We start from the raw sequence: 11959 nt of genomic DNA on the forward strand, positions 1-11959 counted from the left end.
TTTCGCCGGTTTCGCCGTATTGAGCCATTCCATGTGGCTCGATACGGCGATGGGTAGGCCCTGAATGACGGGCGAAAAGCGGTTCTTTCTTGATGTCAGGCGCTCGGCCACCGGCCTCGCCTGGGTGCACCGACTATCCGAACGGCAGGATATGACGGCGCTGGCCATCGCCCAGGGGCATGGCGTTCCGGATATCGTTGCCCGCGTTCTGGCGGGGCGCGGCGTTACCGCCGTCGGCACCGAACGGTTCCTCGACCCAACCATTCGCGACCTTTTGCCGGATCCGGCCTCGCTGACCGACATGAACAAGGCCGCCGTGCGGCTCGCTGAAGCGATCATACGGGGCGAACGGATCGCCATCTTCGGCGATTATGATGTCGACGGCGCGGCGTCCTCGGCGCTGCTCAAGCGGTTCCTCGACGTCTTTTCGATCCCTTCGGAAATCTACATTCCCGACCGCATCTTCGAGGGCTACGGCCCCAATCCCGACGCGATGCGCGAATTGGTCGGGCGTGGCGCGAGCCTGATCGTCACCGTCGATTGCGGCACCAACAGCGCCGCTTCCATCGATGCTGCCAAGGAAGCCGGCGCCGATGTCGTGGTGCTCGATCACCACCAACTGGGCGGCGCGCTGCCGGCGGCGACCGCGGTCGTCAATCCGAACCGCGAGGACGACCTTTCGGGGCAGGGGCATTTGTGCGCGGCGGGCGTGGTGTTCCTGACGCTGGTGCAGACGGCCAAGCTGCTGCGCGAACGGGTGCCGGATGCGCCGAAGCCGGACCTGCTTGCCATGCTCGATCTCGTCGCGCTGGCAACGGTGTGCGATGTCGTGCCCCTGGTTGGTGTCAACCGCGCCTTCGTGGTGAAGGGGCTGCAGGTCGTGCGCCAGCAAAGGAATGTCGGACTGGCCGAATTGACGCGGGTTGCGCGCGTCGGCGAGCCGGTCAACACCTTCCATCTCGCCTTCCTGATAGGCCCACGCATCAATGCGGGCGGACGCATCGGCGATGCCGCGCTCGGCAGCCGGCTCCTTGCTACGGACGATCCGGCCGAGGCGCGGGGGATTGCCGAGACGCTCGACCGGCTGAACCAGGAGCGCCAGGTGATGGAACAGGAGATGCTGGCCCAGGCGCGCGCCGAAGCGGACGCCGAACTGGCTGGCGGCGAGGGGCCGGCGGTAATCGTGACGGCGTCTGAACAATGGCATCCCGGCATCGTCGGGCTGATTGCTTCCCGGCTCAAGGACCATGCGCGTCGGCCGGCCTTTGCCATCGCCTTCAACGCCAATGGCACTGGCACCGGCTCGGGCCGTTCGGTTCCGGGTTTCGATCTCGGACGATTGGTGCGCGAGGCGGCGGAAGCCGGCTTGATCGTCAAGGGCGGTGGCCATGCGATGGCGGCGGGGATCACCGTGGACCGTCAGAAGCTGGGCGCCTTGCGCGCTTTCTTCGAGGAACGCGCGGCGGCCGACGTGTTCCGCCTGCGTGACGAGGAGAGCCTCCTGGTGGATGGCGCGCTTGCCGCCGAGGGCGCAACACTGACCCTGCTCGACAATCTCGAGAAGGCCGGTCCGTTCGGCACCGGCCATGTGCCGCCGCTTTTCGTGCTGCCGCGCCACAAGCTTGCCGATGCGCGCGCCGTCGGCACCAATCACATCCGTGTCGATCTGGTTTCGGACAGCGGCGGGCGCATCCAGGCGATGGCATTCAGGGCCGTGGACACGGTGCTGGGCGACTTCTTGTTCAAGAACCGGGGCCGCACCCTGCATGTCGCCGGCTCGATTGGCGGCAACTACTGGAACGGCAATCGCAGTGTCCAATTCCGCATCACCGATGTGGCAATGGCCTGAAAGCTACGCGACCAGTATCCCGGAACAGGCCGACAAGATTGATAGCCGGTCAGGCCAAGACGGCCTGGAGCCGCCGCAACTCATCGACATGCGCCATGGTTGCCTCATAACCCAGCCGGATCGCCTCGTCGGCGCGGTGGAATTCGGTGAGCCCGACATGGCCGAGCTTGGGCTGTAGCGACAGATCGGGCGGATCACCGGCCAGCCTGGCGCGCGAGATGCGATCCTGAATGATGTTGAACGCCTCGACCATCATGCCGGTGATGCCGAGCCTCGTGCCCTGCGCGGTGGCGTTGGGGTCGTGCCGAGTAGGCCTTGCCGCATCCTTCTGTATCATCAACTCGCCAGCGCTATGCTTGATCACCGCGGCGCGGCCGAACAGGTCGTAATGGAGGTTTACCGCCACCACCATCGGCTGTTCGTAGGCACGGCAGACCGACACCGGCACCGGGTTCACCAGCGCGCCATCGGCCAGCACGCGGCCGTTGCAGTTGACCGGTTCGAAGACGCCAGGCAAGGCATAGGATGCCCGCATGGCAGTGACCAGCGAACCCTGGGTGATCCAGATTTCGTGACCGGTCCTGACTTCGGTGGCGACCGCCACGAACGGTTTCGGGAGATCCTCGATACGAAGACCGTCAAGATGTTCGCGCAGACGGGCATCCAGCTTCATGCCTCCGAACAGGCCGCTGCCGCCGAGATTGATGTCGAGCAGGCCGAAGATGCGTCGCCGGGTCAGGCCGCGCGCGAATTCTTCCAGTTCGTCCAATTTGCCGGCGAGGTAGCAGCCGCCCACCAGCGCGCCGATCGAGGTGCCGGCGATCATCGAGACTTCGAGGCCGACTTCGTCCAGTGCCCGCAGCACGCCGATATGGGCCCAGCCGCGTGCCACGCCGCCGCCGAGGGCGAGGGCAATTCCGCATTTCTTGGGATGTTTGAATTCGGGCGCCCCGTCGGACGACGACGGATCATTCGCGTCGCGAGCGATTCCCCTGCCACGCAATGACGCCCATTCGAGCATCACAATCTCCCTAACCCGCGACCAATATAGAGATTGGCCGTATCGAAATCGTGAATCGGGGCGAAGTTGGTCCCGGCGGGATGGTCAACGTGGCGTCCGATAGGTTTCCTGCGCATCGAACAGCGGCTCGGAGCCATCTCTGGCAAGTATTGCCTTGCCTTCGACAAGCGCCACCGTCCGATAAAAGCAAGAACGCCGACCGGTGTGACAGGTTGCATCGTGGCCGGAGACTTTTACGCGAAGCCAGACGGCGTCCTGATCGCAGTCGGTCTTGATCTCGACAACGTGCTGGAAATTGCCCGATGTCTCGCCCTTCTTCCACAAGGCGTTGCGCGAACGCGACCAGTAGTGGGCGATGCCGGTTTCCATTGTCAGGGCGAGCGCCTGCGCGTTCATGTGCGCCACCATCAGCAGCGTGCTGTCTTCGGCGTCGGTGACGACAGCCGTCACAAGCCCTGCCGCATCGAAGCGCGGCGTGAACACACTGCCTTCCTCGAGCAGGCTCTTGTCCTTGGAGGGTTCGGAAAACTGCAGAGCGGTCATCGCCTAATCCTGGGCCGGATCCTGAAAATTCTGGAGCCGGCGAAGCGAATCAAGCTCCGCTGCCGGCGCGCACCATGGTAACGAACCGGACCTGTTCCTCGGGATTGTCCCGGAAAGAGCCGGTGAAGGTGGAGGTCAGGGTCGTCGACCCCTGCTTGCGGATACCGCGCATGGCCATGCACATATGCTCGGCCTCGACCATCACGGCAACGCCGCGCGGATTTAGCACGTCCTGGATGACGCCGGCAATCTGGGCGGTCATCGCCTCCTGCGTCTGCAGGCGGTGCGCAAAGATGTCGACGACGCGGGCGATCTTCGACAGGCCGACGACCTTGCCGTCCGGCAGGTAGCCGACATGCGCCTTGCCGATGATCGGCACCATGTGGTGCTCGCAATGCGAGTGGAACTTGATGTCGCGGACGATGACGAGGTCGTCATAACCGGCAACCTCCTCGAAAGTGCGGCCAAGTTCCTCGGCCGGGCACATGTCGTAGCCGCCGAACATCTCGCGATAGGCCTTGGCAACGCGCTTCGGCGTGTCGACCAGGCCTTCGCGGTCCGGATTGTCACCGGTCCAGCGCAAAAGCGTGCGCACCGCTGCCTCGACCTCTTCCTGGCTCGGACGGTCAGTGACCGGCTTCTCCATATAGGACGAGGTCGGCATGATCTTCTTGATGACGGCATCCATGAAAGGCATCTCCCGTAGTTCCCTTCATAGAGGGAACGAGTTGAACGGACCACTGCCTTTTGCGGTAGCGGAAACCCCACCCGGCTTCCCGCCCGAAAGCGGCGTGAAGAAGAGACCGAACGACGCGACAGCCCATCGCCTTGTCGATACCGGACCCAAGGCATTATATATGGTCGTGCCGAGCGAATGAAAGATGCGCCAGCAGCATTCGATGATCGTGCCAGCACGGCGGATTGAAAGATTATGATCGACGACGTCTATAATGCGAAAATTCTCGGTTTTGCCGGAAATATCGCCCGCATCGGTAGGCTCGACCATCCCGATGCGACTGCCAAGGCGCATTCGAAGCTCTGCGGTTCGACCGTTACCGTCGATCTGCGGATGCAGGACGGCATTGTCACCGATTTCGCGCATGATGTGAAAGCATGCGCGCTCGGACAGGCTTCGTCCTCGATCATGGCCGCCAATGTCGTTGGTGCTACCGCCGAGGAGTTGCGCGCCGTGCGCGACACCATGTTGAAGATGCTGAAGGAAAATGGCGCGCCGCCAAATGGGCGTTTTGCCGATCTGAAATATCTGGAGCCGGTGCGCGACTATAAGGCACGTCATGCCTCGACGATGCTGACCTTCGATGCCGTGGTCGATGCGATCGGCCAGATCGAGCAGAAGCGCGCCGAAGCCGCCGCGTGAGCAGTCGTTCCGCCGGGTGATTAGCCGGCCAACGCCGCGAAATAAGCTTTTTCGATCTGCGCAGCCATCACGTCGGCACCGAATTTTGCGGTCAAGTCGGCCTGTTGCGGCATGGTTTCCCGATAGGCGTCGAGGTCGGCCAAGGCTTCACTCATCTTCTCGCCAACCACGCCCGCGTCGGGCTGTGTCAGGGCAGGGGAACCGATCCCGAAGATTTCCGGAATGCCGCCCACGGCGGTGGCGATCATCGGTTTTTCGGCCGCGAGCGTTTCAAGCACGATGTAAGGCATCGCCTCCGCTCGCGACGGCACGACGACAAGCTGCGCCAACGCGAAGGCCGCGCGGGCGGGCATCGGTTCGAGGAACTGGATACGGTCGTCGAGACCGAGGCGCAGCACCTGGGACCGGTAGCGGGGCAGGTCTTCGCCGTCGCCGACCATCACCGCATTGATGGTACGCCCGAGGCGAATCTCGGCCTGGGCAACCGCGTCGATGAAGATGTCTGGGCCTTTCAGGTCGCGCATCATGCCGATGTAGAGGAGATCCGCAGCATCGGCCTTCGAGACCACCGGTTCGAATTCCGCGGCGCGCAGGCCGTTATAGACCAGCGTGTTGGGCACACGCGGTTCGCCAACCTTGCGGCGATAGGCCTGCCTTTCATAGTCGGACACGAACAGCAGATAGTCTGTGAAATACGCCATCGTCCACTCAAGCGCGAAGAACAGCTTTCCGGTGGCTGTGCGTTCGTCGTAGTGGAGACTGCCGCCATGCGGCGAATAAAGGCGGGCCACGCGAGACCTTGAAACCCGCAACAGTGAGCCGAACAGACGCGCATAGGCGCCACCCTTGGCGCCATGGCCATGGAGCACGTCCGGCTTCAATTCCTTGATGATCTTGAAGGTACGCCAGGCCGAAGCCGCGTCCCCGGGACCGATGTGGCGCTGCATCGGCGTACGATGCACACCGAGCGCCAGAACCCCTTTCATGTCTTCGAAGAGCGCTTCTTCGAGCGCACCGCCCGTCGTCGAATCGCAGACGATGCCGACCATGTGGCCTGCCGCCGCCTGCGCATCGGCCAGATCGCGCACATGGCGGAAAATACCGCCGACGGGCGAACGGAAGCAATGCACGATGCGGAGGGAGGAAGGCGCCACGTTGTCAGAACAGACGTTCGCGGACATAGACCGTGTCGCCGGGCAGCAGCGGGTCGGATGTCACCACCCGGCCGGTCATGACCTCTCCGTTGATGTCGCGTGTGACGTCGACCATTGATTGATTGGCCCTGGCGGAGAAGCCGCCGGCGATGGCGATCGCCTTCTGAACGGTCAGGCCCGGTACATAGGAATACTGGCCGGCGGCGCCAACCTCGCCCATCACGAAGATCGGCCGGTAGCGGTCGATCTCGACCGAGACGTCGGGATCGCGCAGGTAGCCCTGGCGCAATTTGCCGGCGATCGCCTTTTCCAGCTGCTGCGCCGTGCTGCCGCGGGCCGGCACCGAGCCGACAAGCGGGAAGGAGATGTAGCCGGACTGGTCGACGCTGTAGGTGTTGGTCAGCCCATCCTGCTCGAATACGGTGATGCGGACCCGGTCGCCGGCACCAAGCCGGTAGGGTTGCGTCAGCACGTCATGAAAAGCTGCTGGGGTCGGGCGATAACTGGAACAGCCAGCCAGCAGCGACACCGCAAGCAATGCGCAAGTGAGCGGGGCAGGACATCTCATGGCTGGGCACGTACCTTTGAGTGGTCGCCAGATGTGCGGCGACGTTCAGGATCGAGTCTTGTTATCGGTCTGTTAGGGTTAATGGCCGGTAAAGGGAGTGCCGGTTCTGCGGTCCGAAATAAGGTCCGCGCGCGAAAAAGGTGGCGATCCGGCATTGGTGGCTCGGCGGTGTCTGCTTTCGCTCTTCCGCCGGCCCAATTGCCGGGCGGTTCTCTTAACCAGTGAGTTACCATAGTTGTTTACCTTGCATGCGACCCAGTATGGGAGCGGGATACATGTCAGGCGTACAGTCCAGCGCAGCAGATCTTGATGTCGATTTGAGGCAGCTCTTCGCAAGTCTTGCGCGGAACTGGCTTCGAATCCTCGTGGTTGCGTTGATCGTGGCGGGTCTCGCCTTCGCGCTCGCATGGCTGACGACGCCGCTTTACAAATCCGAAACGCGGCTTTTGATCGAAGCGCGTGAATCGGTATTCACCCGTCCGAACACGACCAACGATGCCGACCGGCCGCTTTTCGACGAGGAAGGCGTGACCAGCCAGGTCGAGGTGGTCTCATCGACCGACATTCTCAAGCAAGTGGCGAAGCAGCTGAATCTGTCCACGCTGCCCGAATTCGACGAGACGGTGAAGATGTCGTCGATCAGCAGGTTGCTGATCCTGGCCGGGCTGAAGAGCGATCCAAACGAGATTCCGCCGGAAGAGCGCGTGCTCAAGAAGATGCACGAGAAGCTCAACGTTTATCGTGTTGAAAGATCTCGCGTTATCGTCATCGAATTCTCGTCGCGCGATCCCAAGCTGGCGGCCGATGTGCCTAATGCCATCGCCGATGCCTACCTCGCCTTGCAACGCGGTGCCAAGCTGCAATCGAACACGGAAGCGACCGACTGGCTGGCACCGGAAATTGCTGACCTGTCGAAGCGCGTGAAAGACGCCGAAGCGAAAGTAGCCGAATATCGTGCGCAGTCCGATCTGCTGATCGGCCAGAACAATTCGGTGCTGGCTACCCAGCAGCTTTCGGAAATGTCCAGCGAACTGTCGCGCGTGCGCGCCAACCGTGCGTCGGCCGAAGCGACGGCGCAAGGCGTGCGCAAGGCTCTCCAGAGCGGAGGTTCCCTGGATTCGCTGCCGGAAGTGATGTCGTCCGCCGCCATCCAGAGGCTGCGCGATCGGCAGGGGCAGATCAAGAGCGATATCGCAGACCTTTCGACGACGCTGCTCGACAACCATCCCCGTATCCGCTCGCTGAAGTCGCAGCTTGCCGATATCGATGGCCAGATTCGCACCGAGGCGCAAAAAGTGCTGGCCGGTCTCGTCACCGAGGCCGATACCGCCAAGGAGCGTGAGAGCCAGCTCGTGGCGGATCTCAACCGGTTGAAGGCCGAATCGGCCCGTGCCGGCGAGGAACAGGTCGAACTCAACGCGCTGGAGCGCGAGGCGACCGCCCAGCGCCAATTGCTGGAATCCTATCTGACCCGCTACCGCGAGGCATCGTCACGCCAGGACCGCAACTATCTGCCGGTCGACGCCCGCATTTTCTCGCGCGCGATCGTTCCGACCGAGCCCTATTTCCCCAAGATGCTGCCGATCGTCGGTGCCGCCTTTGCCGCGTCGCTGCTGGTCATGGCCATCATCACCTTGCTTCGCGAATTGTTCTCCGGCCGCGCGATGCGCCCGGCCAGCGGTCCGCGGCCGGAACCGGTGAGAGAGGTGCCCATGCCAGCCGTTCGGGACGATGATCGGCCCGTGCCGCCGGTGGCGAAACGCGATCTGATGGAAACGACTGCGCCGGCTGCTCGCCTGCAGGCCTCCGACGACGAGCGCGCCGCCGCCGTCCGCAAGGCGGCAGCCCTGATCGAGAATGCCGCGGTCGGCAGGCCGGCTGTGAAGGAAAAGGCACCGGAACCCAGCGATGCGGGGCTCGGAGAAATCGACATCGAGAAGGCCGCCGAAAGGCTGATCACCAGCGGCGCGGCACGCGCGATCTTCGTTTCGCCCGAGGGTGACGAAGCGGCGGCCAGTTCCATCCTGGTGGCCCGCGAGGTCGCGGATGCCGGCTTGCGTGTGCTCCTGATGGATCTGACCGCATCGGGTGCCGCCTCGCGCCCCTTGCTCGACAGCAGCGCCTATGCCGGCATCACGAACCTGTTGGCTTCGGAAGCGCAATTCAGCGACGTCATCCATGCCGATCACTATTCCGATTGCCATGTGATTCCCGCCGGAACCGCCGACCCGATGCGCGCCATGCGGGCAGCCGACCGGTTGCCGATCATTATGCAGTCGCTCACCACCGCCTACGACCTTGTCGTGGTGGAATGCGGACCGGCCGATGCGGACGGCATCCGCCGGCTGGTGGGCGAGGCGACGGAGGTTTTCGTCAGTGTGCTGGAGCCGAGCGAGGCGATCACCGAAGCCGCTGTCAAACTGATCGAGAGCGGTTATCCGGACCTGATCCTGGTCACGCCTGCCGGGCATGGCACGCCAGGCGCGCCGGTCTCCGGCCGTTCGGCCGCGTAGCGGACGGGCAGGGGCGTCTCAGTCTTCCGAGGTTGCCGCCGGCTGTTCGTGGCCCGCGGCCCTGCGGCGCAAAGCTTTGGTGAATTTCCAGATGGTCGGGCTGTTCTTGATGAAGGCCTTGACCCGCGCGCCCTGATGCAGGCTCGAAGCCAGGGCGCGTCCTTTCAACGTCAGCGGCACCATCGCGTCCCGGTGCAGGATTTCGATATCGCACCATTGTCGTTTGTACGGCTCGTCGCCAACAGAGAAATCGTAGACGGCGTTGCCTTGTTCGCAGGCTTCCTGGATGTTGTCGAAGAACAGGAAATCGCCGGGGCTTGCCGACGAAAGCTCGTCTTCGAGAATCGCACCGAATTCGCATACGAGCCGGCGCGGCGCGTGGCTCGATCCGGTCACCGCGCGCAACTTGCCGGCCACTTCAAGCCCATGAAGCACGAAGGAAGGTTTCTCTTCGTCGAGTGCCTCCGCAAACAGGGCATGGAAGAAAGCGCGCACGCGCGGGTCGCCGAAGACATTGGCGATGCCCATCTTGCGGAAACGCTGTTCCTTCATGGCCAGGAAGGCTTCCAACAGGCGACGGGTTTCGTCCGCTGACCGGGCTTCGATTCTGGAAAAACCGCCCGCCGTCTCGAATTTGCGGGCCTGCGAGCGGTGTTTCTTGCGTTTGCGTTTGCCGCTGGTGCGCTCGAGCACTTCCTCGAAGCCGCCGCTCAGATCCACCGCCAGCGACAGATTGGGGCTTTGAAAAGAGGGGAGCGCCGACAGCGGATTGACCAGCCCGTCGAGGTCAGGCTGCAGTCGCTGCAGGGCGATCAGGTCGATATCCGGACGGGCTCTCTTGATGGCGTCGAAGAGCCTGCTCAGGTCAGCTGCGGCCAGGGGGCTGTCGGATGTCTGCGCAAAGGGAGGGAAGTTGCCGTTGGCGTGACGTCCACCCATAAAGCGGGCGACCTTGAATGGCCCGGAGCGCTCGACTTCCAGAGCCATGGCAAGCAGCGGCTGCTCGCCCGTTTTCAGCCAGGCGATCAAGGCGTCCGGGCGCAGATTGTCGATCCAGTGTCGTATCCACAGCGCGCTTTGCGGCGGCGCATGGGGGGCGGTCCGGCTGAAGTCTCCGTAGGACGCGATCGCTTCGGCGGAGGCAGATTGAACGGTGGCCACTACCGCCGGCGCCTGATGTGGTGCCGCGGTTGCCGCGAAAGTCTTGCCGTCCCCCGACGCCGTCGCGTCCGCCATACCTGCATCGTCCCATTGGCGCCGTGCAGTGAGCCTGCATCACGCGGGCGCGCTATGAAGCCTGAATATTAGGCCAAAAAGATAAATGAATCTTGGATTTGACCGTTAGTTCTTCGGGCGCGGCTCCAGGATCAGCCATTTGATGATGCCCATGGCGGGCAGCACCCAAAGCAGACCGCTGAAGATAAAAAAAGCGAGGTGGACCAAGGGGCCGGATTCCGAGAGCTGTGCCACGGCGACGATCGTCGCGACGATGGCGTAGATGATGACCAGCGCCACCAAAAGCACGGTTCCGATCAGCTTCTTGAGACGCAGGGGCATGGCGCAGATCCTTTGTGGTTTCGATTATGCCGAATGTCGGCCGCGCGCAACCGGCAAGGCTAAGCGGCGCGACGGCGTGCCGCGCTGCTTCGTCTTGCCAGTTTCGCCGCTATGGTTCACCTAACCGCTCGTTGGAGCGCAGCATGTCCATTTGAACGCGCAAAGGGTGCTTCAGCGCTTTGAATCCGCGCATCGTGCCTGCCGAAAACCGATTCCGGTTTCACTGCCGATGCGTTAGCCTTCGGAGAAGCCATGACTTCCGCCGCCGACATTGCAGCCCCGGCTGCCGAACAGGATCGCGAGTTGCGCAACCGCGCATGGGTTCGCGGCTGGCTTTATGTCGTGCTCCTGGCGCTCTTTGCGTTGGTGATGGTGGGTGGCGCCACCCGCATGACCGGCTCGGGTCTGTCGATCACCGAATGGAAGCCCATCCATGGCGTCATCCCGCCACTCAACCAGGCCGAATGGCAGGAAGAGTTCGAGAAATATCAGCAGATTCCGCAGTATCAGCAGGTCAACAAGGGCATGTCGCTGGACGAGTTCAAAGGCATCTTCTGGTGGGAGTGGGCGCACCGGCTTCTGGCCCGTGGCGTCGGCTTCCTGGTTGCTGTTCCGCTTGTCCTGTTCTGGGTGACGCGGCGGCTGGAAAGTAGGCTGAAACCGCGCCTGATCGGCCTCCTGGCCCTGGGTGGACTGCAAGGGGCCATCGGCTGGTGGATGGTTGCGTCAGGGTTGGCGGAGCGCGTGTCGGTCAGCCAATATCGGTTGGCGACACATTTGACGCTCGCCTGCATCATCATCGTGGCGGTGACCTATATTGCGCGCGGCGTCGCTCGCTATTCGGAGCGGCCGGCCGGGCGCGGCGCGCAACGTTTCGCCGGTCTCATGGTGCTGCTCGTGTTGATCCAGATCTATCTCGGCGCGCTGGTCGCCGGCCTGCATGCGGGCCTGACCTACAACACCTGGCCGCTGATGGACGGCGCCATCATCCCGGGTGACCTGTTCGTCATGGATCCCGCCTGGCGCAATCTGTTCGAAAATCCAAAGACGGTGCAGTTCGTGCACCGCATGTTCGCCTATACGGTACTGGCGATAGCCCTATGGCACGCGCTGGCGACCACCAGGTCGGCACCCGGCAGCACCCACGCGCGCCGCGCCTGGCTGTTGTTCGTTCTGGTGCTGGGGCAGGCGGCCATCGGCGTCGCGACGCTGTTGATGATGGTGCCGCTGGATGTGGCGCTGACACACCAGGCTTTCGCGATGATCGTGCTGATCTTCGCAACCGCGCATTGGCGTGGCACCAAGGGCGCTTATCCGCTGGAAACCCAGGTGGTGGTCCGGTCCTAGGCTTGGCGCCGGTAGCCAGACCACGGCGC

At 63.2% G+C, this 11959-nt stretch carries 11 protein-coding genes; 4 read left to right on the top strand and 7 right to left on the bottom strand.

Annotated features, from left to right (window positions below; translation table 11 throughout):
• The first annotated feature begins 64 nt into the window (after positions 1-64).
• Positions 65-1849, top strand: coding sequence for a single-stranded-DNA-specific exonuclease RecJ (gene recJ, locus AB4136_RS25430; protein ID WP_024925324.1), 1785 nt, complete (start codon positions 65-67; stop codon positions 1847-1849).
• A gap of 49 nt (positions 1850-1898) precedes the next feature.
• Here recJ and AB4136_RS25435 read toward each other — a convergent pair whose 3' ends face one another.
• From AB4136_RS25435 to folE, 3 genes are all read right to left on the bottom strand, one after another.
• Positions 1899-2870, bottom strand: coding sequence for a patatin family protein (locus AB4136_RS25435; RefSeq protein ID WP_024925323.1), 972 nt, complete (start codon positions 2868-2870; stop codon positions 1899-1901).
• Positions 2871-2954: 84 nt separating this feature from the next.
• The gene (gene hisI / locus AB4136_RS25440; RefSeq protein ID WP_024925322.1) at positions 2955-3413 is read right to left on the bottom strand and encodes a phosphoribosyl-AMP cyclohydrolase; all 459 of its coding nucleotides are present in this window, start codon (positions 3411-3413) and stop codon (positions 2955-2957) included.
• A gap of 49 nt (positions 3414-3462) precedes the next feature.
• Positions 3463-4101, bottom strand: a complete 639-nt coding sequence (gene folE / locus AB4136_RS25445) for a GTP cyclohydrolase I FolE (protein ID WP_024925321.1) — start codon at positions 4099-4101, stop codon at positions 3463-3465.
• A gap of 243 nt (positions 4102-4344) precedes the next feature.
• On the opposite strand from folE, the gene AB4136_RS25450 reads away from it, so the two are divergent.
• Positions 4345-4791: an iron-sulfur cluster assembly scaffold protein gene (locus AB4136_RS25450; protein WP_024925320.1), complete on the top strand. Its 447-nt coding sequence runs from the start codon at positions 4345-4347 to the stop codon at positions 4789-4791.
• A 20-nt stretch (positions 4792-4811) separates the two neighbouring features.
• Here AB4136_RS25450 and AB4136_RS25455 read toward each other — a convergent pair whose 3' ends face one another.
• Together AB4136_RS25455 and AB4136_RS25460 are read right to left on the bottom strand one after the other, a co-directional pair.
• A complete protein-coding gene (locus AB4136_RS25455) occupies positions 4812-5972 on the bottom strand; it encodes a glycosyltransferase family 4 protein (RefSeq protein WP_051504878.1) in 1161 nt (386 codons plus the stop codon).
• Positions 5950-6513 (bottom strand): polysaccharide biosynthesis/export family protein, encoded by a 564-nt coding sequence (locus tag AB4136_RS25460; RefSeq protein WP_024925318.1) that lies wholly within the window; start codon positions 6511-6513, stop codon positions 5950-5952. Before AB4136_RS25460 ends, AB4136_RS25455 begins: the two co-directional genes overlap by 23 nt.
• Before the next feature lie 275 nt (positions 6514-6788).
• Here AB4136_RS25460 and AB4136_RS25465 point away from each other — a divergent pair, with 275 nt between their 5' ends.
• Positions 6789-9026 (top strand): GumC family protein, encoded by a 2238-nt coding sequence (locus AB4136_RS25465; protein ID WP_024925317.1) that lies wholly within the window; start codon positions 6789-6791, stop codon positions 9024-9026.
• 18 nt (positions 9027-9044) lie between these two features.
• On the opposite strand, the gene AB4136_RS25470 is transcribed toward AB4136_RS25465, so the two are convergent.
• Together AB4136_RS25470 and AB4136_RS25475 are read right to left on the bottom strand one after the other, a co-directional pair.
• On the bottom strand, positions 9045-10262 hold the full coding sequence (locus tag AB4136_RS25470; RefSeq protein WP_024925316.1) for a GNAT family N-acetyltransferase: 1218 nt from the start codon (positions 10260-10262) through the stop codon (positions 9045-9047).
• A gap of 105 nt (positions 10263-10367) precedes the next feature.
• Positions 10368-10583, bottom strand: a complete 216-nt coding sequence (locus tag AB4136_RS25475; protein ID WP_024925315.1) for a DUF2842 domain-containing protein — start codon at positions 10581-10583, stop codon at positions 10368-10370.
• Between the two features lie 252 nt (positions 10584-10835).
• On the opposite strand from AB4136_RS25475, the gene AB4136_RS25480 reads away from it, so the two are divergent.
• A complete protein-coding gene (locus tag AB4136_RS25480; RefSeq protein ID WP_024925314.1) occupies positions 10836-11930 on the top strand; it encodes a COX15/CtaA family protein in 1095 nt (364 codons plus the stop codon).
• Positions 11931-11959 lie beyond the last annotated feature (29 nt).

The sequence above is a fragment of the Mesorhizobium sp. 2RAF21 genome (assembly GCF_052115345.1).
GTDB classification, from domain to species: Bacteria; Pseudomonadota; Alphaproteobacteria; order Rhizobiales; family Rhizobiaceae; genus Mesorhizobium; species Mesorhizobium terrae.

Bases quoted from the DNA above. Each gene is read 5' to 3' on its own strand.
- recJ (WP_024925324.1), top strand. From the start codon at position 65: ATGACGGGCGAAAAGCGGTTCTTTCTTGATGTCAGGCGCTCGGCCACC.
- AB4136_RS25435 (WP_024925323.1), bottom strand. From the start codon at position 2,870: ATGCTCGAATGGGCGTCATTGCGTGGCAGGGGAATCGCTCGCGACGCG.
- hisI (WP_024925322.1), bottom strand. From the start codon at position 3,413: ATGACCGCTCTGCAGTTTTCCGAACCCTCCAAGGACAAGAGCCTGCTC.
- folE (WP_024925321.1), bottom strand. From the start codon at position 4,101: ATGGATGCCGTCATCAAGAAGATCATGCCGACCTCGTCCTATATGGAG.
- AB4136_RS25450 (WP_024925320.1), top strand. From the start codon at position 4,345: ATGATCGACGACGTCTATAATGCGAAAATTCTCGGTTTTGCCGGAAAT.
- AB4136_RS25455 (WP_051504878.1), bottom strand. From the start codon at position 5,972: ATGTCCGCGAACGTCTGTTCTGACAACGTGGCGCCTTCCTCCCTCCGC.
- AB4136_RS25460 (WP_024925318.1), bottom strand. From the start codon at position 6,513: ATGAGATGTCCTGCCCCGCTCACTTGCGCATTGCTTGCGGTGTCGCTG.
- AB4136_RS25465 (WP_024925317.1), top strand. From the start codon at position 6,789: ATGTCAGGCGTACAGTCCAGCGCAGCAGATCTTGATGTCGATTTGAGG.
- AB4136_RS25470 (WP_024925316.1), bottom strand. From the start codon at position 10,262: ATGGCGGACGCGACGGCGTCGGGGGACGGCAAGACTTTCGCGGCAACC.
- AB4136_RS25475 (WP_024925315.1), bottom strand. From the start codon at position 10,583: ATGCCCCTGCGTCTCAAGAAGCTGATCGGAACCGTGCTTTTGGTGGCG.
- AB4136_RS25480 (WP_024925314.1), top strand. From the start codon at position 10,836: ATGACTTCCGCCGCCGACATTGCAGCCCCGGCTGCCGAACAGGATCGC.